Origin of the sequence: Mesorhizobium sp. L2C084A000 (genome assembly GCF_000502875.1) — a bacterium.
In the GTDB taxonomy this organism is placed as follows: Bacteria; Pseudomonadota; Alphaproteobacteria; order Rhizobiales; family Rhizobiaceae; genus Mesorhizobium.
On record NZ_AYWX01000001.1, the window covers coordinates 382,680 to 405,803 of the forward strand.

Annotated in this window: 21 protein-coding genes and 1 pseudogene; 17 read left to right on the forward strand and 5 right to left on the reverse strand. The window is 63.4% G+C overall.

Annotated elements, in window-relative coordinates; genetic code table 11:
• Positions 1-2 precede the first annotated feature (2 nt).
• The 5 genes from urtB to X735_RS163715 are packed head-to-tail and all read left to right on the forward strand — an operon-like array spanning position 3 to position 4,460.
• Positions 3-860: an urea ABC transporter permease subunit UrtB gene (urtB, locus tag X735_RS163735; protein WP_031212284.1), complete on the forward strand. Its 858-nt coding sequence runs from the start codon at positions 3-5 to the stop codon at positions 858-860.
• Positions 857-1,843 (forward strand): branched-chain amino acid ABC transporter permease, encoded by a 987-nt coding sequence (locus X735_RS163730; RefSeq protein ID WP_023808836.1) that lies wholly within the window; start codon positions 857-859, stop codon positions 1,841-1,843. Before urtB ends, X735_RS163730 begins: the two co-directional genes overlap by 4 nt.
• Complete coding sequence (locus X735_RS163725) at positions 1,840-2,544, forward strand: ATP-binding cassette domain-containing protein (RefSeq protein ID WP_023808837.1); 705 nt, start codon at positions 1,840-1,842, stop codon at positions 2,542-2,544. The genes X735_RS163730 and X735_RS163725 overlap by 4 nt, the downstream gene beginning before the upstream one ends.
• 2 nt (positions 2,545-2,546) lie before the next feature.
• Complete coding sequence (locus X735_RS163720; RefSeq protein ID WP_023808838.1) at positions 2,547-3,248, forward strand: ABC transporter ATP-binding protein; 702 nt, start codon at positions 2,547-2,549, stop codon at positions 3,246-3,248.
• Between the two features lie 42 nt (positions 3,249-3,290).
• Positions 3,291-4,460, forward strand: coding sequence for a substrate-binding protein (locus X735_RS163715; protein WP_023808839.1), 1,170 nt, complete (start codon positions 3,291-3,293; stop codon positions 4,458-4,460).
• A 150-nt stretch (positions 4,461-4,610) separates the two neighbouring features.
• Here X735_RS163715 and X735_RS1000000167075 read toward each other — a convergent pair.
• Together X735_RS1000000167075 and X735_RS163710 are read right to left on the reverse strand one after the other, a co-directional pair.
• A pseudogene (locus X735_RS1000000167075) lies at positions 4,611-4,982 on the reverse strand (thiamine pyrophosphate-binding protein); the annotation flags it as partial.
• 86 nt (positions 4,983-5,068) lie between these two features.
• Positions 5,069-6,406 (reverse strand): aromatic ring-hydroxylating dioxygenase subunit alpha, encoded by a 1,338-nt coding sequence (locus X735_RS163710; protein ID WP_023808841.1) that lies wholly within the window; start codon positions 6,404-6,406, stop codon positions 5,069-5,071.
• A gap of 128 nt (positions 6,407-6,534) precedes the next feature.
• On the opposite strand from X735_RS163710, the gene X735_RS163705 reads away from it, so the two are divergent.
• Entirely contained in the window at positions 6,535-7,428 is an 894-nt protein-coding gene (locus tag X735_RS163705) for a LysR family transcriptional regulator (RefSeq protein ID WP_023808842.1), read from the forward strand.
• Positions 7,429-7,430: 2 nt separating this feature from the next.
• Here the strand turns inward: X735_RS163705 and X735_RS163700 are convergent, their stop codons facing one another.
• Positions 7,431-8,702 carry an FAD-binding oxidoreductase gene (locus tag X735_RS163700; RefSeq protein ID WP_023808843.1) on the reverse strand — a complete coding sequence of 424 codons (1,272 nt, stop codon included), beginning with the start codon at positions 8,700-8,702 and terminating at the stop codon, positions 7,431-7,433.
• Between the two features lie 196 nt (positions 8,703-8,898).
• Between X735_RS163700 and X735_RS0133445 the strand changes: the two genes are divergently transcribed.
• From X735_RS0133445 to X735_RS163670, 7 genes are all read left to right on the forward strand, one after another.
• Positions 8,899-9,891: a membrane dipeptidase gene (locus X735_RS0133445; RefSeq protein WP_023808844.1), complete on the forward strand. Its 993-nt coding sequence runs from the start codon at positions 8,899-8,901 to the stop codon at positions 9,889-9,891.
• Between the two features lie 310 nt (positions 9,892-10,201).
• Positions 10,202-11,761, forward strand: coding sequence for an ABC transporter substrate-binding protein (locus X735_RS163695; protein WP_023808845.1), 1,560 nt, complete (start codon positions 10,202-10,204; stop codon positions 11,759-11,761).
• A 52-nt stretch (positions 11,762-11,813) separates the two neighbouring features.
• Positions 11,814-12,761 (forward strand): ABC transporter permease, encoded by a 948-nt coding sequence (locus tag X735_RS163690; protein ID WP_023808846.1) that lies wholly within the window; start codon positions 11,814-11,816, stop codon positions 12,759-12,761.
• Positions 12,762-12,789: 28 nt separating this feature from the next.
• On the forward strand, positions 12,790-13,629 hold the full coding sequence (locus X735_RS163685) for an ABC transporter permease (RefSeq protein ID WP_031212293.1): 840 nt from the start codon (positions 12,790-12,792) through the stop codon (positions 13,627-13,629).
• Positions 13,626-14,609 (forward strand): ABC transporter ATP-binding protein, encoded by a 984-nt coding sequence (locus tag X735_RS163680; protein WP_023808848.1) that lies wholly within the window; start codon positions 13,626-13,628, stop codon positions 14,607-14,609. Before X735_RS163685 ends, X735_RS163680 begins: the two co-directional genes overlap by 4 nt.
• Positions 14,606-15,583: an ABC transporter ATP-binding protein gene (locus X735_RS163675; protein WP_023808849.1), complete on the forward strand. Its 978-nt coding sequence runs from the start codon at positions 14,606-14,608 to the stop codon at positions 15,581-15,583. Before X735_RS163680 ends, X735_RS163675 begins: the two co-directional genes overlap by 4 nt.
• Positions 15,584-15,632: 49 nt before the next feature.
• A complete protein-coding gene (locus X735_RS163670; protein ID WP_031212303.1) occupies positions 15,633-17,660 on the forward strand; it encodes a CocE/NonD family hydrolase in 2,028 nt (675 codons plus the stop codon).
• A gap of 19 nt (positions 17,661-17,679) precedes the next feature.
• Here X735_RS163670 and X735_RS163665 read toward each other — a convergent pair whose 3' ends face one another.
• Positions 17,680-18,582: a LysR family transcriptional regulator gene (locus tag X735_RS163665; protein ID WP_023808851.1), complete on the reverse strand. Its 903-nt coding sequence runs from the start codon at positions 18,580-18,582 to the stop codon at positions 17,680-17,682.
• Between the two features lie 102 nt (positions 18,583-18,684).
• Here X735_RS163665 and X735_RS163660 point away from each other — a divergent pair, with 102 nt between their 5' ends.
• The 3 genes from X735_RS163660 to X735_RS163650 all read left to right on the forward strand — a co-directional run bounded on the left by X735_RS163660 (position 18,685) and on the right by X735_RS163650 (position 21,223).
• The gene (locus X735_RS163660; protein WP_023808852.1) at positions 18,685-19,674 is read left to right on the forward strand and encodes a zinc-dependent alcohol dehydrogenase family protein; all 990 of its coding nucleotides are present in this window, start codon (positions 18,685-18,687) and stop codon (positions 19,672-19,674) included.
• Positions 19,675-19,868: 194 nt separating this feature from the next.
• A complete protein-coding gene (locus X735_RS163655; RefSeq protein WP_023808853.1) occupies positions 19,869-20,168 on the forward strand; it encodes a zf-TFIIB domain-containing protein in 300 nt (99 codons plus the stop codon).
• Between the two features lie 68 nt (positions 20,169-20,236).
• Complete coding sequence (locus X735_RS163650; protein WP_023808854.1) at positions 20,237-21,223, forward strand: Tim44 domain-containing protein; 987 nt, start codon at positions 20,237-20,239, stop codon at positions 21,221-21,223.
• A 25-nt stretch (positions 21,224-21,248) separates the two neighbouring features.
• Here the strand turns inward: X735_RS163650 and X735_RS01000000165485 are convergent, their stop codons facing one another.
• The gene (locus X735_RS01000000165485; RefSeq protein ID WP_245273052.1) at positions 21,249-22,373 is read right to left on the reverse strand and encodes a lactonase family protein; all 1,125 of its coding nucleotides are present in this window, start codon (positions 22,371-22,373) and stop codon (positions 21,249-21,251) included.
• Positions 22,374-22,572: 199 nt separating this feature from the next.
• Between X735_RS01000000165485 and X735_RS163645 the strand changes: the two genes are divergently transcribed.
• Positions 22,573-23,124 (forward strand): MaoC family dehydratase, encoded by a 552-nt coding sequence (locus X735_RS163645; protein ID WP_023808855.1) that lies wholly within the window; start codon positions 22,573-22,575, stop codon positions 23,122-23,124.

The window sequence follows — 23,124 nt, forward strand, 5'->3', positions numbered from 1 at the left end:
CGATGGATTTTCTCATCACCACGCTGCTCAATGCGCTGACGCTGATCAGTATCCTGATGCTGGTCGGGCTCGGGCTGGCGATCAGCTTCGGGCTGATGAACGTGACCAATTTGGCGCATGGCGAGTTCGTCACCGTCGGCGCTTTCGCGGTTTATTTCGTCCAGAGCGTGGGCGGCTCGTTCTGGCTGGGCCTGGCGGCGGCGCCCGTTGCCGGCGCGGTGGTCGGCTGTATCCTCGAGTTCGCCATCATCCGCCATCTCTATTCCAGGCCGGTCTCGACCGTGCTTGCCACCTGGGGCGTCAGCCTGATCCTGCAGCAAGGGCTGGAACTGATCTTCGGGCTCGGCGCCAAGCCGGTGACGCCGCCGATCGAGGGCACGCTCGATCTTTTCTTTACCGTCTATCCGGCCTACCGGCTGATCCTGATCGGCATTGCCATGCTGACCTTGCTCGGCGTCATCCTGTTGATCAGCCGGACGCCCTTCGGTCTCGACATCCGCACCGTCATCCAGAACCGCGAGATGGCCGAAGGCGTCGGCATCAATACCCGGCGCACCTACGCCATCGCCTTCACCTTCGGCGCGGCAATCGCCGGCCTTGCCGGCGGACTGGTCGCACCGCTGGCAATCGTGCTGCCGCAGATGGGGGTGAACTATCTCGCCAACGCCTTCTTCGTCGTCATCGTCGGTGGTGTCGGCTCGATCGGCGGCCTTGTCGCCGGCAGCGTCTTCGTCGGCGGACTGACCAGCATCCTCAATTATCAGATTTCGCCGTCGCTGGCGCAGGCGATCGTGCTGCTGGCTGCCATCGTCGCTGTCCGTCTGCGGCCCAACGGCCTGTTCAACGGAGCGTCGCGATGATCGCCCGCGACCGCAACTGGCTGATGATCTTTGCCGTCTGCGTGGCGCTCGCGATCATCTATCCGTTCTTTGCCGGCGGCTATCAGTTGACGGTGATCCGCGACGCGCTGATCTTCGGCCTGTTCGCGGCGAGCCTCGACTTCTTCTGGGGCCGCACCGGAATCCTGTGTTTCGGCCACGCCGCCTTCTTCGGCATCGGCGGCTACATCATGGCGCTGGTTACGCTCAATGATGCCATCCCCTTCGGAAGCCTGCTTGGCATCATCGGTGCGGTGGCGGGTGCGGCCTTCGTCGCCGCCATCATCGGCTACTTCCTGTTCTTCGGCGGCATTCGTGGCAGCTATTTCACCATCGTCACGCTGGCCATGGGCGTCATCTGCCAGCAGGCCGCGGTTTCCTGGAGTTCGGTCACCGGCGGCGACAGCGGCCTGATCGGCATTCCGCCGATCGAGTTCGATCTTGGCGGCCTGCATGTCGATCTGAGCCAGGATCTGCCCTCCTATATCTTCGTCTCGGCTATCGTCGCCGTGACGGTGCTGGCGCTGTGGTCGATCAGCCGCGGCCGCTGGGGCACGGTGCTGACCGCAATCCAGGACAATGAAGTCCGGGCGGCCGCGCTCGGCCACAATGCGCCGTTGCGGCTGCTCGTTACTTTCGTCTTGTCGGCGGCGATCGCCGGACTTGCCGGCGCGCTCTATGTCTGCATGGCAGGACTGGTGGCGCCCGACCTGTCCGGACTGCTCCTGTCGACGGAGGTGATCGTCTGGGTGGCGGTCGGCGGGCGCGGCACGCTGCTTGGGCCAGTACTGGGCGCCATCTTCATTCAGCGCGCGCAGCAGACGATCAGCAGCTTCAACCCGAGCCTGTGGCCCCTTCTGCTCGGCTGTGTCTTCGTCATCATCGTCTTCGTCCTGCCGGATGGCATCCTGTCGATCTACGCGCGGCTGAAAGGCCTGTTCAAGGGCGGGAGGCGCGCGCAATGAGCGACATCCTGCTGCAGGCCGAGAACGTCGGTATCCGCTTTGGCGGGCTGCAGGCGCTGGAGGCTCTGAACCTCACGGTGCGCGACAAGGAACTCTGCTGCATCATCGGGCCGAACGGCGCTGGCAAGAGCACCTTCCTCAACGTGCTGACCGGCACGCTGCGTCCGACCAGCGGCAGCGTGCGCTTCCTCGGCCACGACATAGCCGGCTTGCCGCTGCATCGCATCGCCCGGCTCGGCATTGCCCGCAAGTTCCAGATCCCCTCTGTCTTCCCGAGCCTCTCGGTGGAGGATAATCTCAAGGTCGCGCGCTGGGGGGCGCCTTCGCCTGCGCGCCCGGTTGGCGAACTCTTGGAGCTGGTCGCGCTGACCAACCGCGCCGCCACGTTGGCCGGCGAACTCGCGCATGGCCAGAAGCAATGGCTGGAGATCGGCATGGCGTTGGCGATAGAGCCGCGCCTGCTGTTGCTCGATGAACCCACTGCCGGCATGACGCCGCAGGAGACGCTGGCGACGGCGCAGATGCTGCTGCGACTCAAAGGTGAATTCTCGATCGTTGCCGTCGAGCACGACATCCGCTTCGTGCGGGCGCTGAACTGCGAGACGTTGGTGCTGCATCAGGGACGCCGGCTGCGCAGCGGTCCTTTCCATGACATCGAGACCGACGAGATGGTCCGCGATGTCTATCTGGGGAGGCGCTGATCATGCTGCGAACAATGGCGGTGTCGGCCGGCTACGGTCTGCTCCCCGTGCTGAACGGCATCGACCTCAGCGTCGCGCTGGGCGAAGTCGTGGGCTTGCTCGGCCGTAACGGCGCAGGCAAGACAACGCTGCTGCGCGTCATCTCCGGCGGCTTGCGGGCAAGCGGCGGGGCGGTGGTTCTCGGAGACAAGGATCTCACCAACGCGCCGGCTTTCCGCCGTGCGCGCGCAGGCATCGCGCATGTGCCGCAGGGGCGCGGGATCTTTAACCAGCTGACGGTGCGGCAAAACCTGGAGGTCGGCACCCGCGCTGCCAAGGACCGTGGCGACGGCGGCATTCCGGCCGACATCTTCGGCTATTTTCCAATCCTGCGCGAACGCGAAGCGCAGGTCGCCGGCACGCTTTCGGGCGGCCAGCAGCAAATGCTGGCGATCGGCCGCGCGCTCTGCGGCCTGCCCTCGGTGCTGCTGCTCGACGAGCCCTCGGAAGGCATCCAGCCGAACATCGTGCAGTCGATCGCCGAACTGGTGCCGCGCATCGCCCGCGAGCGCGGCATCGCGATCATTCTTGTCGAGCAGAATCTCGATCTCGTTCTCAAGGCATCGGACCGCTGCCTGGTGATGGAGAAGGGCAGGATCGTCCACGAAGGTGCGCCTGAGACCTTCGCCGACGAGACCCTGCTGAAGGACCTGTTGGCTTTGTAAGGCGTGCATGGGGCGCGCCTGGGACTGGAAGGGAACACAACAATGATAAGCAGAAGAACTGTCTTGAAATCGGGCGGCGCTGCCGCCGCCTTCGCCATAGTCGGCGCGCCGTCGATCCTGCGCGCCGCCGACACCGTCAAGGTCGGCCTGTCGATCCCGATCACCGGACTGCAGGCGATCCTCGGCGAGACGTTGCTCAATTGCTACAAGCTCGCCGCCGCCGAACTCAACGCCGCCAACGGCATTGGCGGGCGCCAGGTCGAACTCATCATCGAGGACAACCAGACCACGACCAAGGGCTCCATCGACAAGGCGCGCAAGCTCATCAACGAAGACAAGGTCGACGTGATCATGGGCACGATCATTTCGCCTGAGCGCAGCGCCACGCTGTCGGTCACCTCGAAGGCCAAGAAGCTGTTCTTCTACCCGACCAATTTCGAAGGCGGCGAATGCAACCGCTACTTCGTCGCCACCGGCCCGATCCCGATGCAGCAGGTCGACCCGATGATGCCATGGGTGGCAGAGAACCTCGGCAAGACGATCTATGTCATGGCTTCGGACTATGCCTGGCCGCAGAAGATGACCGAGGCGATCACGGCGGCCTATGAGAAGGCCGGCGGCAAGATCATCGGCGCCGATTACTATCCGTTCGGGACCACAGATTTCGGCCCGGCCTTCCAGAAGATCAAGTCGCTGAAGCCCGATGTCGTCTGGTCGATGGTGGTCGGCAACGACGCCGTCACCCAGCTCAAGCAGTATCGCAGCTTCGACATCAAGCAGCCGCTGATCGCCCCGCTCGACGAGGTCTTCAACAAGGACGCGCTGCCGCCCGGCGTTGCGGCCGGCACCTATGCGCCGCAGCCCTACTGGATGGCGCTGGACAATCCGGTCAACAAAAAGTTCATCTCCAGCTTCCGTGAGAAATTCGGCCAGGAGAAGATGGTCAACGGCATCGGGGAGGCCGGCTACAACGGCCTGCATCTCTACGCGCTGGCCGCGGAGAAGGCGGGATCGCTGAAGGACGACGATGTATTGGCCGCGCTGCCGTCGATCGAGTTCGACGCACCGCAAGGCAAGATCCGCGTCGACGCCACCAACAACCACACACTCTGCCATTCCTATGTAGGCAAGGCGGCGGCCGACGGCATCGGCTACGAGATCGCTAAGGATTTCGGCACCATCGCGCCGGTAACGCCTTACTGCAAGGTGTAGGGTCTTCCGCCCAAGCAATCCTGACGGCGGCTTTGTCGCTGCCGTCAGGGCGTCTGCGGCGCAGGCAGACGCTCGCGCAATTCGTCGACGAGCACCCTGGTGTTTTCGGAATAGTCGATAGGCACAACGACGAGATGCACGCCGCCGCCGCTTGGTCAGCGGCTTCATCGCCGCGACGATGTCGACGATCTGAAAGCGCGCCTGCCGGGATGACAGGATGCCCTTCTGGCCGGTGATCATGATCATCGGCATCGCGCCGAGCAGCGCATAGGCCGAACCCGTCGAAAGATTGAGCGCGCCTGGGCCAAGGGTGGTGATGCACACACCCGGCTTGCCGGTGAGCCTGCCATAGGTGGCGGCCATGAAGGCCGCTGCCTGCTCGTGGCGGGTCAGGATCAGCTGGATCGAGGAGCGGCGGATGGATTCGACGATATCGAGATTTTCTTCGCCCGGAATGCCGAAAATCCGTTCGACCCCTTCGTTCTCGAGGGCCGCGACGAACAGATCCGAACCTTTGGTCATAAACTGTCTCTCCCGCAACATTCCGTCGGCCCCCCTTCATATGGCATCGGAATGCGACGCCTCAAAGAGGCATCTTCGGCCGCGGGTCAGAGGCGCGTGTTGCAACTCGCCGCTTTCGGCGAAGCGAAAAGTTCCTTCGGCGCAGACCATTGGCTGACGGTCGCGCCGCGCGTGCCGGTGATCAGCGAGCGCAGTTCCGACAGATAGGTCTGCACGAAGAACGAGGTCTGGCTTTCCAGCGGCGTATAGGGCCCCGGCCGGTAGGCGCGCGACATGATGCCGTCGGCATTGTCTTCGGTGATCTTCTTGTCCTGCACCGTGGTGATGTCCCACATCCAGCTGATCGCATCGGCGTCGACGTCGTTATCGGCATCCTTGTCGACGAGCCAAGTCAGGATGACGTCTGTTTCCATGGCGTTGCGCGGTATCATCTGGAACAGCGTGACATAGTCATTGGCAGCACTTGCAAACGACAGGCGTCCGAGGCGAAAGCCGCTTTCGCCGCCATCATAGGCACGACGACCACCCATCAGGCACGAGACCCCCTCGCCCGTATTGGACAGCGTGTTACGGCCGGAGCCGATCGGCTTGCGGTGCATGGCGAACGGCATCGTGTCCAGGTCGCCAGCCTGCCACGCGCCCTTGTGGAACTCGGCATCGCCGATGACGCTGTGCCAGGCCTCGATTTCGTTCTGCCACTCGACCGCCTTGTCGGCATCGCGGGTCGCGGTCACTTTGACATGACCGTTGACGCGGTAATATTCGGGGTGAGCCGGACGGCAGTGATAGCATTCAAGGAAGTTCTCGAGCACCAGCTTCCAGTTCGCCTTGGTCAGGTAATTCCTGCGCGCAACGATGCGTGCGCGGTCGAGGCCGTTCTCGCGCAAGCCACCGGTCAGCCCGTCCGCGACAGGCTGGATGTCGGGCAACGACTTGGCATCGAGGCCGCAGAATACCAGGCCGCCGAAACTCTTGCAGGGCACCCGGTGCAGGCCGAGCGTTTCCGGATCGGCGCTTGTAGGAAGGTCCTGCCGCGACTGCAATTTGCCGGTCAGCCTGAACGACCAGGCATGATATGGGCAGACCAGAAGCTTGCCGCGACCATCCTTGGCGCAGAGCCGCGAGCCGCGATGGGTGCAGACATTGTAGTAGGCCGCGATGTCCTCCTCGCCATCGCCGAAGCGCACGACGATGATCTCTTCGTCGAACAGCTGGCGCACGATGTAGCGGCCCTTTTCAGGGACCTCGCTGGCATGGGCGACAAGCATCCATTGGCGCGGAAACCACAAGTCACGTTCCAGCGCGAAGATCGTAGGGTCGGCATAAAAGGCCTGTTCCAGCGACCAGTCCGGACGTTGCCGGTCGATCAGCCTGACGGTCTCGCTTCTGTCGATAGGCTGGCTGTTCGGTGTATAGGCCTGCACTGCAACACCTTTCTGCTCGCTGGCGTTAGGATGACGTTTCGATAGGAATGTGCGATGCGGAAAGGCTTGCGGCAAACACAGAAATGATAGACCTTCATATCGAAAAGGCATGAAGGCAGGTTTGGATTGTGAAAACCCTCAAGACATCGCTTCCCCTGCTGAACGCCATGGTCGTCTTCGAGGCTGCCGCCAGGCATGGCGGGCTGACGTTGGCCGCTCAGGAGCTGAACATCGCCCAATCGGCGGTCAGCAGGCACGTCGCCAATCTCGAGCGCCAGCTGTCGGTCGAGCTGTTCGCGCGCAAAGGCAACCGCGTCGCCGTCACCGGGGCCGGCAACACGCTAGCCGAAGCGATCCGCGAGGGTCTCGGCACCATCAGGCAAGCGGTCGAGGATTTGACCGCGCACGACAGCGATACATTCGTGGTCGGCTGCAGCCACGACTTCGCGCAGGCATGGCTGATGCCGCGCTTCGGCCTCATCACATCGCAGGTTGCCGATGGCCGGGTGCTGTTGCAGACATCCACCGACTACAGGGATTTCGACCAGCCTGAAGTGGCGCTGTCGATCCGCTTCGGCGAAGCCGGGCAATGGTCCGAATTCGTGACCGAAAAACTGCTCGACGGTGAATGGTTCCCGGTCTGCGCACCGGCGTTCCTGGCGCGTTATCCGGCGCTCGCCTCGGAAGACCCAGAGGCTTTCATAGCAGTGCCGCTGCTGCATCAGGTGACGCCGCCGGGCGCGATCGACAGCTGGCAATCGTGGATCGGAACCGACCGGAAACTCGATGGACCTCGGTTCACGGGCTACATATCGATGATCCACGAAACCATCGCCGGGCGCGGCGCCGCGCTCGCCTGGGCCGGGTTTGCCGACGAGCATCTGCGCCGCGGCCAGCTCGTCCGGCTGACGAAGACCTCGCGTCGTCACGCCGGCTCCTTCCACATCGTCACGAGGAAGAATGCCGGCCCGGTGGTCAGGGCGGTGGCGCAGGCGCTGCTCGGCAGCGTCGACGACTGCTGACATCAAGCCTCGCGGCCAAATCGCGACGCCTCATGACGCGCGCCCCAGGCCGGCATGGCGGCCTCGATCTCTGCTTCCGACTTGAAGGCATCGGAGGCGTAGCGATCGACACGGAACCGCTCCGCGGAAACGAATGGGGTCTGCCCGAGGACCAGTTCGCAGGAGAGCCGGCCAAGACCCGGCCCATGGGTGACGCCGCTCTCATTATCGCCGCCGACGACCACGATATTGTCGCTGCCGGGGACCTTGCCGACGATAAGACCGTTGTCGGGCGTGTAGCACGGCACACCTTGCGCCCAACTCGCGATCGTCGAACCGCGCAGCGGCGGGAACACCGTCTGCAGCTCGGCAAGCTCCTGCTCGAATGTCTCCTGCATCAGTTCGAGATTGTGCGGTTGGCCGGGTTCGATTTCGCTGTCATTTGTTTTGTACAGGGGTTTGTAGTGCCGGCCGGTTCCCCACATGACGGCCCCGAATGTCTCGCGCAGCCACAGCCGCAATTCGCGGCACTGGACGGTGGGGATGGTCGACGGCAGCCCGCGATCATCGGTGACGATGCGTGTCGCGACGACCCGCAGCAGCGGCAACTTCCAGCCGAGGCCCGATATGATCTGGTTGTCCCATGCGCCAGCGGCAACGATCACGCCGTCAGCCTCAAGGCTGCCCTGATCGGTCTCGATCGCCACCCGGTCGTCGGCATCATGGACGGCCGTCACGCGTGTGTTGCTGCGGAATACGCCGCCCAGCTCGCTGATCTGGCCGGTCAGCACACCCATTGCCAGCTTGGTGTCGAGCTGGATGCCATGCGGATTGTAGGCCGCCGAATGGACCCGCGCCGGATCGATGAGACCTTGCATCTTCTGGCCGATCTGCGCGGCGTTCAGATCCTGCATTTCCGTCGGGGCATAGGAAGAGTCCAGCACCGGGCGGACAAAACGCTCGCGCCCGTCCTCGGTCAGCGCCATGATCAAGGTGCCGTTCGGCCGATAGCCGATCTCGACGCCGACCTCGTGCAGCCGGCGATAGAAATCGAGGCCATATTGCTGCAGCTGAAGACCCTCTTCGCCAAGCGGAATCATGCCGGCGGACCAATGCGAGACAAATCCCGCGCCGGCGCTGGTGGTCGCGGCACCCGGCTGACCCGCATCGATGACCGTCACCCGGCGCACGCCGGACCGCAGCAGATGGAAAGCCGCGCTGCAGCCGATGATGCCGCCGCCGATTACCGCGATGTGCCTGCTATCGCTCCCGCCATGGCTTCCGTTTGAACTCATCTTTGTTCTCCCTTTTGCCGATGGTCCGATCGGAGCGACATGCAGCGACGGCGACCATACAGGCCCGTTCGGAGCTGTATAGACACATGTGTCTGTGGCCTGATACTTGATGCGTACTGCATCTGGATCACACGTCCGGAACGCCGCTTGATCCGGCCTTCCGTCGTGTTGGCGTTGCCAAGAGAGTGAGAAAAAAGTGAGCGTTTCGACTGCCGCCAAGGCCATTTTCGACAGTGAAATCATATGGGACGCGCATTCCGGCTTCATGCCGGACCCGGCTGCGGACCTGAACAATCTGCAGATCTGGCGCGACGCCGGCATCGACTATCTGTCGATTGATGTCGGCTTCGACCTGTTGCCCTGGGAGCAGACAGTGCGGACGCTCGCAAATTTCCGCCACTGGATCCTTGCCAATCCCGAGCACTACACGCTGGTCTCCTCGGTAGAGGAAATCCGCAAGGCAAAGCTTGAGGGCAAACTGGCAATCACCTTCGACGTCGAGGGCATGAACGCGCTCGACGGCCGCATCGAAATGGTGGAGTTCTATCACCATCTGGGTGTGCGCCAGATCTTGTTTGCCTACAACAGGAACAACCTCGCCGGCGGCGGTTGCCACGATGTCGAGACCAGCCTGACGGCGTTCGGCCGCCAGGTCATCGACGAGATGAACCGTCTCGGCATGTTCGTCGACGTCACCCACACCGGCTATCGCACCTCGATGGAGGTGATGGAATATTCCAACCGGCCGGTGATCTTCTCGCACTCCAACGCCAAGGCCTTGTGCGGCCATGGCCGCAACATCACCGACGAGCAGATAAAGGCCTGCGCGCGCACCGGCGGCATCGTCGCGATCGTCGGGCTCAATCGTTTCCTGGGAGAGGGACGCACGGACTCGGACAGGTTGGCCGACCACATCGAATATCTTGTCGATCTGGCTGGCCCAGATCATGTCGGCATCGGGCTGGACTACGCCTTCCCCGTCGACATCAAAGGCATCGACCGTATCATTTCCGACAACCCGCAATTCTGGCCCAGGAGCGAGTATCCGGAAGGGGCGACGACCTACGCGGCTCCCGGCCAGATGAGCGAACTGACCGATGTGCTTCTGCGCCGCGGCCAGTCCGAGCAGACCGTGCGCAACGTCCTGGGCGGCAATTTCGTGCGCCTGGCGGCCGAAATCTGGAAGTGATCGGCCGCGGAGAGGCGCATGTCCGCTACAGCTCTTGATCCAGGCCCCACCGAATGGCGGGCCAAGCCGCGCCGTGTGGGCGATCACATTTAGCCCGCGTAGGGCCCAAGCCGACGCGCTGGCGCGGTCGGAACAGATGTCGATATTTCCCGCAAGATCGTCCGTATTCAAGATTCGGACATGCCGGCAAAATTTTCGCTAGACATACATGTCTATTATTAGCAGTTTTAGCTGACAGACACATTCGGCCCGGCTTGGAGAATGGCCAACGGCCGGAAACAAGACAACGAAAACAGCAGAGGGGTAGAGCATGTCCATTCTAGCCGACACCAGGGTTTCGCGCCGCAGCCTGCTCGCCGGAGCCGGCGCTTTCGGCCTCGCCTCAATGGTCAATCCAAAAGTTTCCTGGTCGAGCGACGGGCCGATCCTCAAGGTGCGCTCCTACGCCGACATCCAGACGCTCGACCCTTGCTTCCGGCTGGCGGCACCCGAAGGCGACATCACCAGCGTCATCTTCGCCGGCCTCGTCGTCACCACGCCGGGCGACAGCTGGGGCTGGCGGCCGATGGCGGCGGAGACGATCAAGCAGCTCGATCCGCTGACCGTCGCCTTCCAGCTGCGCGACAATATCGGCTTCACCGATGGCTACGGCCAGATGACGGCCGAAGACGTCAAGTTTTCGATCGAACGCATCGCCGATCCCGCCAACAAGAGCCCCTACTCCGGCGACTGGGCGACGCTCAAAGAGGTCGAAGTCAAGGACAAGCTGTCGGGGCTGATCCACCTGAAGCAGGCCTTCGCGCCGCTGTGGACGTCGACCTTGCCGACGCCTTCCGGCACCATCCTGTCGAAGCGCGCCATCACCGAGCTCGGTGGCAAGATGGGTGTCAAGCCGGTGGCCCAGTCGGGGCCCTACATCCTGAAGGAATGGCTGCCCAAGCAGCGCACGGTGCTGGTGCGCAATCCCGACTGGAAGTACGAGCAAGGTGCCTTCGCGGAGATCCACATCCATCCGATCGAGGATGAGAAGACCGCCGAACTCGGCTATGAGGCCGGCGACCTGGATTACACCTGGACCGCGGTCTCCTCGATCTCGCGCCTGAAGCAGACACCGCCGCCAAAGACGACCGTGGTCGAGAAGCCGTCGCTGGCCTTTGTCTGGCTTGGCATGAACCAGGATGTCGCGCCTTTCAACAATCCGAACATGCGCCGCGCGGTTCAGTACGCCGTGGACCGCAAGGCGGTGGTCGATGCCGCCTATTTCGGCGCCGCCGCCACCGCCACCGGCATCATCGCGCCCGGCCTGCCCGGCCATCGCGAGAAGAACCTGTTCGATTTCGATCCGGACCGCGCCCGCGACATGATCGCCAAGGAAGGACTGGCCGGCGCGACGATCACGCTCGACATCCTCAACAAGACCGAGCGCCTGACCGCGGCGCAGGTCGTGCAGTCGAACCTGCAGGATGTCGGCCTCACTGTGGAGATCAAGCAGAACGACAGCGGCACCTTCTGGACGCTGGGCGCCAAGGAAGGCGACTACTACAAAAAGCTGCAGATGATCATCAGCCGCTTCTCCATGCAGCCGGATCCGAGCTGGGCCACTGCCTGGTTTACCCGCGACCAGATCGGTGTCTGGAACTGGGAGCGGTTTTCCAGCGAGGAATTCGACAAGCTCAATGCCGAAGGCATGGTCGAGCTCGACCCGGCAAAACGCGATGTCATCTACAAGAAGCTGCAGGACCTGATGGAGGAGAACGGCAACTACGTTTTCCTGACGCATGAGGTCACCGGCATCATGAATCGAGATACGCTTGTGGCCGGCCTGAAGCCGAACGGCGAACCCGTGTTCACCGACTTCAAACCCGCATGATATCGGCGGGCGGGGCTCGTCCCCGCCAAAGACCGTCCGACAGGTACTGGAAATGATCCGCTACGCCCTCAAGCGTCTGTGGCTTGGCGCCATCATCATCAGCGTGGCCATGATGATGATGTTCGCCATGGTTTACCTCATTCCCGGCGACCCGGCCTCCGTTGCGCTGGGGCCGCGCGCGACGCCGGAGATGATGGAGGCGCTGCGCGTACGCATGGGCCTCGATCAGCCGGTGTGGCGGCAGTTCCTACATTTCTACGGATCGGTCCTGCGCGGCGATCTCGGCACAGAGGTGCTGTCAGATCGGCCAGTTCTGGACGTGGTGATGGAACAGCTTCCGTTCACGCTGGCGCTGGTGGTCGGCGGCATCACGTGGTCGGTGGCGCTCGGCATTCCGCTTGGCTGCATCGCGGCGGTGCGGCGCGGCGGCTTTGTCGATCAGGTGATCGGGGTGCTGTCGGTGGCGATGATCGCCGTGCCGTCCTTCGTCGTCGCCATCTATTCGCTGCTGGTGTTTGCGGTCGCCCTGCAATGGCTGCCGGCGATCGGCGCCGGCGAACCGGGCGACCTCGCCAGCCGGCTCCAGCACCTCATCTTGCCGTCGCTGGCGGTTGGCCTTGGCTGGATCGGCTATATCTCGCGCATGGTGCGCGCCTCGATGCTGGAGACGCTGGAAGCCAGCCATATCCGCACGGCGCGCGCCTTCGGCCTGACCGAGCACAGGATCGTCTACACCTACGCCCTCCGCATCGCCGTGCTGCCGACGATCACCTTGCTCGGCGTCGGCATCGGCCACATGCTGTCGTCTTCCGTCTTCGCCGAAATCGTCTTTGCCCGTCCCGGCATCGGCAAGCTGGTCTATGAGGCGATCTCGGTGCGCAACTATCCCATCGTCTCCGGAGCCGTGCTGGTCACCACGGTCTTCTTCGTTCTCGTCAACGTAGCAGCCGACATCCTCGTCGGTATCTTGGATCCCCGTGTCAGATCAAGTTTCAACTGAGCTGCCATCCCGCAGCTTCCGTCTCGGCATGATATGGCGCACCTTGCGCCGCATCATGCGCGAGCCGCTCGGCGCGATCGGCCTGACGCTGGTGACGGTCGTGGTGCTGTCGGCGGTCTTCGCCAGCCTCCTGACCAGCTATGCGCCGAGCAAGATATCGCCGGCCGAACGCTTCGCTTCGCCGAGCCTCCTGCATCTGCTCGGCACCGACCATCTCGGCCGCGATCTTCTCACCCGGGTGCTCTATGGCGGACGCGTCGCGCTTTTGATCGCGCTGGGCGCGACAGCGGTGTCGCTGGTTGTCGGCGTCGTGCTAGGGCTGATCGCAGGCTATGGGCCGCGCTGGCTCGACAATGTGCTGCTGCTGATCTTCGACGCCGTGAAGAGCTTTCCCACCGTTATGCTGGCGCTGACGCTGGTCACCCTGTTCGGCCCCTCGCTCTACGCGGTGGTGCTGGTGGTGATGCTGGTCAATGTGCCGGGTTATGCGCGCATCATCCGAACCCAGACGCTGGTGCTCAAATCGGCCGAACACGTCATGGCGGCGCGCTCGATGGGGGCAAGCGCCGGCCGCATCCTGCGTGTCCATATCCTGCCCAACATCATCGGCCCGATCCTGATCCTGATCTCGATGGACATTCCCGTGGTGGTGGCGATCGAGGCGGGCATGAGCTTCCTCGGGCTCGGCGTGCGGCCGCCGACGCCGAGCTGGGGTGCGATCCTCAATGACGGCTTCGCCAACATCCGCGATTCCTACTGGATCGTGATTGCCGGCGGCCTGCCGATCGTGCTGACCACGCTCGGCTTCACCTTCTTCGGCGAGACGCTACGCGACCTCTTCGATCCCAGGCTGAAGGGACGCTCATGACGGTTCTCGAGGTCAAGGATCTGAGCGTCGCCTTCCACACCGAGGCCGGGCGACTGGAGGCGCTGAAGCAGGTGAGTTTTTGCGTGCCGGCCAACCGCAGCGTCGGCGTGGTCGGCGAATCCGGCTGCGGGAAATCGACGCTCATCAACGCCATTCTCGGCCTGCTCGCCGACAATGGTGAAATCACATCGGGCGAGATCATCTTCGAGGGCGACAAGGACCTTGCCCGGCTCGACCCGACCGCGATGCGCGGCCTGCGTGGCCTCAGGATCGCCACTGTGTTCCAGGATCCGATGGGCGCGCTCAACCCGGTGCTGTCGGTGGGGCGGCAGATGCGCGACATTCAGTATCGCTCGGGTCTGTCGAAGCGGGACAAGGATGCACGCTCCGTCGCCATGCTGCGCAAGGTTCGCATTCCCGATCCGGGAAGCCGGCTGACGCAGTTTCCACACGAGTTCTCCGGCGGCATGAAGCAGCGCATCGCCATTGCGATGGCGCTGATGATGGAGCCGGCGCTGCTGATCGCCGACGAGCCGACGACGGCACTCGATGCGACGCTGGAGGTGGCCACCATCGAACTGCTCAAGGATCTGCAGCGCGACATCGGCTGCTCGGTGCTGTTCATCTCGCATCATCTGGGCGTGATTGCCGAACTCTGCGACGAGATGATCGTGATGTATGCCGGCGAAGTAGTGGAGAGCGGCACGACCCGCGAGATATTCCACGATGCGCGTCATCCCTACACGCAGAAGCTTTTGGCTTGCGATCCCGCCCGGCTGTCGCAGCGGGTTGCTCGCCTGCCGACCATTGCCGGGACCTTGCCGGATTTGCGCCGCCGGCCGAGCGGCTGCGTCTTCCAGCCGCGCTGCGATCGCGCCGACGCCCAATGCCTGACGACGCCTCCCAGCGCAGTCCTCGGTGGGTCTCACATCGCCCACTGCTGGCATGCGGACATTCCCTTGGGAGCGATGAACGCATGAGCTCCGAAGACCTGCTCAGCGTCAATGATTTGCGCGTCGCGTTCCGCGCTGGCGGCCTGTCCGCCAGGCTCGCGGGGCGGGCCACCGAGATCGAAGCGGTCTCCGGCGTCAGCTTCACGCTTCAACGAGGCAGCACCTTCGCGCTGGTCGGCGAATCCGGCTCGGGCAAGACGACGCTGGCGCGCACGCTCAACGGTCTTCAGCCGGTGAAGGCGGGCACGATCCTGTTTGAAGGGCAGGAACTGCAAGGCCTGTCTAACACCGCCATGAAACCGGTGCGGCGGCGCATGCCGATGATGTTCCAGGATCCTGTGGGATCGCTGTCACCACGGCTCAGCGTGCGCTCGCTGCTGTCTGAGCCTTTCGTCATTCACGGCTTGTCCGATCGCGATCTCAACGCCGAAGTCACACGGCTTCTTGCGCTGGTCGGGCTGCCGCGCGATTTCGCCGACCGCTACCCGCACCAGCTTTCCGGCGGCCAAGCGCGCCGCGTCGGTGTGGCGCGGGCGATCGCTCTGGACCCGGTGCTGGTCGTCGCCGACGAGCCGACCGCCGGCCTCGACGTCTCCGTGCAGGGAGAGGTGCTGAACCTGCTCAACGACCTGCGCGACCGAATGGGCCTGTCGATGCTGATCATCACCCACAATCTGCATGTCGTGCGCCAGATCGCCGACCGCATGGCGGTGATGTATCTCGGGCGCTTCGTCGAGCAGGGTGAAACCGAAGCGATCTTCCGCGCGCCGCATCATCCCTATACGGCGGCCCTTCTGTCCGCCAATCCCGAGCCGGACCCAGATCGGGTGCACCAGCGCATCACGCTGCCGGCCGACGTTCCCTCCCTGCTGGCGCGCCCTTCAGGCTGCGAATTTCACACACGCTGTCCGCAGGCCCAGCGCTGCTGCGCGGTGGATGTCCCCATCCCGGTCGCGGTCGGAAACGGCCGCCTGACCTGCCATTTCCCGCTGAACACATAAGGATCGCCACCGGCGCAAGTTGTCGGCCGGGGCGTCGAGAGGAGCCGCCATGCAAGATATCCGCGTCGTCACCGATTTCCCGCGCAAAATCCGCGAGATCGAGAATTTGTGGATTCCGATGCCTGACGGCGTCAAGCTGGCGGCGCGTGTCTGGCTGCCGGAAGACGCGGAGGCCGATCCGGTGCCGGCGATCCTCGAATATTTGCCCTACCGCAAGCGCGACGGAACGGTGGAGCGCGATGCGCTGACGCATCCCTATTTTGCCGGTCACGGCTATGCCGGCGTGCGGGTCGACATGCGCGGCTCAGGCGACAGCGAGGGATTGTGCAAGGGTGAGTATCTGAAGCAGGAGCAGGATGACTGTCTGGCGGTCATCGAATGGCTGGCCCGGCAATCCTGGTGCTCGGGTAGTGTCGGCATGATCGGCATCAGCTGGGGCGGCTTCAACGGGCTTCAGGTCGCCGCGCGGCGACCGCCAGCACTGAAAGCGGTTGTCTCGCTGTGCTCCACGGATGATCGCTACAATGATGACGTGCATTATCTCGGCGGCGCCATGATGTGCGACAATCTGATGTGGGGAACCACCGCCTGGGCCATCGCCATGACCCCGCCCGACCCGTTCATTGTCGGCGATCGCTGGCGCGATCTTTGGGAGCAACGGCTGAACGGCAACGGCATCTGGATGCAGGACTGGTTCGAACACCAGCGCCGCGACGATTTCTACAAGCACGGCTCGATCTGCGAGGACTATTCCGATGTCGAAATCCCGGTCTATGCCGTCGGCGGCTGGGCCGACGGCTATCCCAATCCGATCTTCCGGATGCTGGAAAAACTGAGCGGTCCTCGCAAGGGCCTGATCGGACCCTGGGGCCACAAATATCCGCACTTCGCCATGCCCGGCCCGCGTATCGGCTTCCTGCAGGAGTGCCTGCGCTGGTGGGATCAATATCTCAAGGGCATCGACACCGGCATTGCCGACGAGCCGATGCTGCGCGCCTGGATTCAGGACCCCGCACGGCCGGCGGCGATCTATGACGAGCGGCCCGGCCGCTGGGTGGCGGAGCCGGCGTGGCCGGGACCAGGCGTTGGCGAAAAGGTGCTGAACCTTGCGCCGCATGTGCTGAGCGAGGCCAGGGGCGAAGATACGATCCTGGAGATTTCGTCGCCGCAGACGGCCGGCCTGTCGTCCGGCGCCTGGTGCGGTTATGGCGTCATGCCGACTTTGCCGGTCGACCAGCGCACGGAGGAAGGCAATGCCCTGATCTTCGAGACCGCGCCGTTGACCGAAGCCATCGAGATCCTTGGTTTCCCCGAATTCGAGGTCAGGCTCTCCTCTGACAAGCCCGTCGCCCTTCTGTCCGCCACGCTGTCGCAAGTGTTCCCTGAAGGTGCTGCCTCGCGCATCAGCTACGGCATCCTCAACCTGAGCCATCGCAACGATGATCTGGACATCGCACCCATGGTGCCGGGCCAGGCGGAAACGGTGCGCATCAAGCTGCGCTGCTGCGGGCAGCGTTTCGAGGTTGGCGAGCGTATCCGGCTGGCACTGGCGACATCGCATTGGCCGATCGTCTTCCCGACCGCCGAACAGGCGACGCTGTCGATCCATTGCGGCGACAGCCGGCTGATCCTGCCGGTACGCCCACCGCAGAAGCTGGACGACACGCTAGGGGCCTTCCTGGGACCTGAAAGCGCCAAGCCGATGGAGCAGGAGGTTCTGGCCAAGGGCGACGGCTTTCAGCGCTCGGTGTCGGCGGACCAGGTCACCGGCGAGACCGTCTATCAGGTCGTCAATGATGGCGGCACGGTGCGGCATCCACATACGCAGATGACCGTTGCGGCGAGGCATGTCGACCGGTTCACCATCCACCCCGACGATCCGAACTCGGCGGTCGGCACCTGCACCTGGGAAAAGTCCTATGGCCGCGGCGACTGGCAGGCGCGCCTTTCGGTGAAGGCGACCGTGCGCGCGCTGCGCGATGTCTGGCGGATCGAGACCCACATCACTGCCCATGACGGAGATGAAGTGGTCGTCGATCGCAGCGAGGTCAAGGAGTATCCGCGCGACCTCAACTGAAAGCGGCTGCGATTGGCAATCAGGCCATCGATCTCGGCAAGGCGGCAGCCAGCGCATCGACGGCCAGCCGCACCTTCAGCGGCAGATGCGGTGTCTGCAGCCAAAGGGCGTAGCAGTCGTAGAGATATCGCGGCTGGTCCGGCAACAGCGCCACCAGCGCACCGGCTTCAATGCGCTCGCGCACCAGCCACCAGGGCAGCCAGGCAAGCCCCATGCTCTCAACAGCCGCATCGGCGATGGCATCGAGATCGTCGAGCCGCAGCCGCCCGGTTGGCGTAATCTCCTGTACGGATTGCCCCTCGCGCGCAAACAGCCACGGCTGAACGACCTGGCCGAGCCGGCGGTAGACAATCGCCTGATGATCAGCGAGATCCTCGATACGCTGCGGCTCGTCATGAATTCTGAGATAGGAGGGTGCGGCGCAGACGACCATGTCCTGGCGCGCGACGCGGCGTGCGATCAACCCCGCCTTGTCGCCCAGAGCACCGGTCCGAATGGCGAGATCGTATCCGTCTTCGGCAAGATCGGCGAAGCGGTCGGTGAGCGACAGGTCGAGCTCCAGCATCGGATATTGCCGCGCCAGCCGCAGCAGCACGGGTGCAACGCAATGGCGGCCGAAATGCGCCGGCATGGTGACCCGCAGTTTTCCACGTGGTTCGGAGAACTGGTCGGCGGCGAGCGCATCGGCGGCTTCGGCCTCGGCCAGCACCACCCGGCAGCGTTCATAGTAGGCGCGCCCGAAGTCGGTCAGGCTCTGCCGCCGCGTGGTCCGGTTGAGCAGCCGCACGCCCAGCCGCTCCTCGAGGAACCGCACATGCTTGCCAACCATTGGTCCGGACAGATCGAGTGCGACTGCGGCGGCTGCGAACGAGCCGAGGTCGACGGCCCTGACGAACACGGACATGCTCTCAAGCCGATCCATATTCAAAACTCCTGGTTTCTACTGTTCTTCCCTTACAGCCATTTATCCCCGGCAAGCCTAGCTGCATAGCTCATTCGGTTCAGATGATTTGGAGTATCCCGAATGACACGCGTAGTTCGCTTTCACCAGCATGGTGGCCCGGAGGTTCTGCGCATCGAGGATGTCGCGCTTTCCCCACCGGGGCCGGGCGAAGTTCAAATCCGGGTCAAGGCACTCGGCCTCAATCGCGCCGAAGCGCTGCTGCGCGCGGGCGCCTATATCGAGACGCCGACGCTCCCCTCGGGGCTTGGTCTTGAAGCGGCGGGTGTCGTCGAGACTATTGGCGACGGCGTGAAGGATTTCGCGCCAGGTGACAGCGTCAGTGTCATCCCGCCGCAATCGATGATCCGCTGGCCGGCCTATGGCGATCTTGCCACCTACCCCGCCCGACTTGTCGTCAAGCATCCGCAGTCGCTTGACTGGCAAACGGCAGCGGCGGTCTGGATGCAATATCTCACCGCTTATGGCGCGCTGATCGACATCGCCGGGCTGCACAGCGGAGACGCCGTCGTCATCACAGCAGCATCGAGCAGTGTCGGGCTTGCGGCGATCCAGATCGCCAACAAGGTCGGCGCGACCGCGATCGCGGTGACGCGGACATCGGCGAAGATGCGGGCGCTGCTCGAGGCCGGCGCGGCCGACGTCGTGGCCTCGACGGAGGAGGATCTGGCGGCGCGATTGAACCAGATCGCCGGGCCGCGAGGCGTGCGCGTCGTGTTTGATGCGGTCGGCGGCCCGATCTTCGAGCCGCTGACGGCGGCCATGTCGCATAGCGGCATCCTCATCGAATATGGCGGACTGAGCCACGCGCCGACGCCATTCCCGCTGCCAGCGGTGCTGAGCAAGACGCTGACACTGCGCGGCTACCTCGTGCACCAGATCACCGGTAACCCGGTAAAGCTGGAGGCCGCCAAGGCGTTCATCGTCGAAGGCCTGCAGAGTGGGGCACTAAGACCGATCATCGACCGGACCTTTGCGTTCGACCAGATCGTCGAAGCGCATCGGTATCTGGAATCAAACGAGCAGTTCGGCAAAATCGTGGTGATGATTTGAGCGGAGTTGACAAACAAATCGTTCCTGGGGGCGATATCGCTCTTGAAGGCGCCGAGTTGCATTCCTAACTGTCTCACGCGGGCCGGGCCCCTCTGACTATCGCTTTTGGCGATCGTGATGTCGGACCGCTTTAACGGGCCCGTTTCCATGTTTTCGGTCAAGCGGGCTCAATCTTTTTCGGTTTGGAGCCCCGTATGACATCTTCTCTTCTTGGCATGACTTGCCCCTCCTGCCGCGTTGCGCTCGTGATGAGCGAACGCCAGGGTATCGAAATCGACTACTGTCCGCAGTGCCGCGGCGTCTGGCTTGATCGGGGAGAACTCGACAAAATCATCGAGCGTTCCGGCAGGGAAGCGGCGCCCGCGCCGCAGCCACAGCCGGCAGCATTCTCCCAGCCGCAACACGGCCAGGGCCGCGACGACGATTATTCCCGCTCCCACGGCCACCGCTATCCGAAGCGGAAGAAATCATTTTTCGAAGAGTTGTTCGATTGACCGCATGACGCCGGCACCCGGCGGCGGCTGAAAACTTCCGAAACCGCAGAGACAAAGGTTCATCTCCGATGACTTCCCGTACAAGCCGATTTGCAGCCCTCTTTGCAGGACTGTTCCTGGCGTTTTCGATGGTTGCGATAGACCATGCCGAGGCGCGCCGCGGCGGCAGTTTCGGCAGTCGTGGCATGCGCACGTTCCAATCGGCACCGCCGACCAGGACCGCACCGGCCCCGACCGCTCCAGTCGAGCGTTCGATGACGCCCAACACCGGTGCGAACAACGCGGCCCAGCAGCCGCAGGCCGGCCCGCAGAGGCCCGGCTTCATGAGCGGTTTCGGTGGAACGATGATGCGCGGCCTGCTGCTCGGCGGCCTGATCGGCCTGCTCGTCGGCCAAGGCTTCGGCGGCCTGGCCGGCATGTTCGGTTTCCTGCTTCAGGCCCTGCTCATCGGTGGCACGATCATGCTGGCTATCCGCTTCTTCCGCTCGCAATCGGCGCGTGGTCCTGCGCCAGCGCTCGCCGGTGTCGGCAATGCCCAGGCTTCGAGATTTGAGAACCGCGCAACGGCAGGGCAGCAGACTGCAGGCTCCTTCACAATTCCTGGCTTTGGCGGTGTTTCGGGCGGAAGCTCTCCGGCCATCGGTTCTGATGAGATCACGCTGGCTCAGACCGACCTCGACGCATTCCAGCAGCTGTTGACCGATGTCCAGGAAGCATTCGGGCGCGAAGACCATGCCGCTCTGCGCCGGGCTGTTACCCCCGAAATGGTGTCCTATCTGTCGGAAGAGCTGGCCGACAATGCCCAGAAAGGTCTCAGGAACGAGGTAACGGACGTCACGTTGCTGCAGGCCGACGTCGCTGAAAGCTGGCGTGAGGATGACCGCGACTACGCCACGGCCGCATTGCGCTACGAGTCTCGTGACGTGACGCGCGAACGGGCCAGCGGCAAGGTCGTCGCGGGCGACGATGATCATCCGACAGAGACGACCGAGCTGTGGACATTCGTGCGTGAGAATGGCTCGAACTGGAAGCTCTCGGCAATACAACAGGCTTGAGCCCAGGGCGATTTTGTCCAGGGCTTCACAGTTGTGGGCGTTCAGCGCACGATCTTGATGCACATCGGCGTGCCGATCTCGATGGCNCGATGGCGCGCCCGGTGTCGCTGAGCATGCCGGTCTCGGCGTCGCGAGCGAAAATCGAGATGCGGTCGGCATTCTGGTTAGCCGAGAACAGATGGCCGCCTGAAGGCGTCAGCGCCAGGTTGCGCGGCGTCGCACCGCCGCAAGGGACATAGCCGACGAGGGCCAGCGAACCTGTCTGCTGATCGACCGCCATGATGACGACGCTGTCGTGGCCACGGTTGGAGCCGTAGACAAAACGGCCATCCGGCGAAATCTGGATATCGGCGCAATGGTTGCTGTCGCGCGCCTCGGCCGGCACCGCCGGCTTTGCGTCGATGATGGACAGCTTGCCTGATGCCTCGTCCAGCGCCATCGAGACAATTGTCGAATCCAGCTCGTTCATGACAAAGACGAAGCGTCCGTTCGGATGCAACGCAAGATGGCGCGGACCGGCGCCCGGCGGCAGAGCGGATTCAGCGAGCTTGCTGAGCTCGCCATCTCGCCCGATGCGGTAGGACACCAGCCGGTCGATGCCGAGGTCGGCGACGATAGCCATGCCACCACCGGCAATGGTTTCGGTGACGCTGTGGGCATGCGAGCGTTCCTGCCGCGCCGCATTCGGGCCGGTGCCGGAATGCGATACGCTGGCCAGCGGCGCCGACAGCGCGCCGTCCTTTTCGAAACCATAAACCGCCACGGCACAATCCGGACCGCCCTCGCCCATGCCATAGTTGGCGACCAGCAGCCTCGTCCCGTCGCGGGTGATGGTGTTGTGGGCGGTGATGCTGCCGAGCGACGGCTGCTTGTTCAGATAAATGAGCGTACCAGAAGCTCGATCGAAGCTGTAGGCGGAGACGGTGCCCTCGCGCCAGGTGAAGACTTCCGAATTGGCATAGATGTGCGAGCCGTCTGGCGTCACCGACAGGAATGTCGGATTGTCGACATCGTTGGTCTCGGCCAGTTTTCGTGTTTCCAGCGTCGTCTCGTCAAAGCTGTAGACGCCGAGACCGACGCCCCGAGCGCCCTGAAAATACGGCGCCTCGCGGTTCAGGCTGCCGACAAAGACCAGACAATCCTTGCGCATGATTTCCTCCCCTGCCCGCCTGCGCTTCGGCGCGCGGGAGCAGCCAAAATTTCGCCTGTTCACGCTTGCAACGCAACCCCATATGTGAAAATACTATTTACAAAAGAAGATTGACGGGAGGAGACGTCTTGCATTTCGACGCCTTGATGCGTTTTCCGGCAGCTGTGACGTGCCCCATACAAGGCTGGCGGTGCCGGCCATGAACGATTTCGCGCCCACCGTCGGTGTCGCCTCGACGCATCCCAAGAACATGCCTGGGGATCACGCCGCGCTGCCGGTGTGGAACGCCGAAAACTGGTTCTATGAGGATTGGCCGGTCGGGCAGAAGATCCGCTCGTTGCGACGGACCATGGCCGAAGGCGATAGCCATTTGTTCAACACGCTGGTGCTCGACATCCACCCCTATGTGCAGGACCAGATATTTGCCGAGAGCGAAGGCGTTTTCGGCAAGCGGCTGATCGCCGGCGCCTTTGTCTTCTCGGCTGGCCTCGGCCTGGTCGCCACCAATTGCGTCAACGCCTTTTCCTATGGCTACGACAAGCTCCGTTTCATAAAGCCTGTCTTCATTGGCGACACGATCTATTCGATCCGCTCCAACCTCGACAAGAAGCCCCGCTACAAGGAGATGGGGCTGATCCGCGCCAGCTATGAGGTTTTCAAGGGCGAAGGCGAGCTCGTTCTCTATTGCGAGCATCTGCAGACGGTGAAGTACCGCAACCCGGCCGACTTCGTCGGCAAGACGGAGAAATAG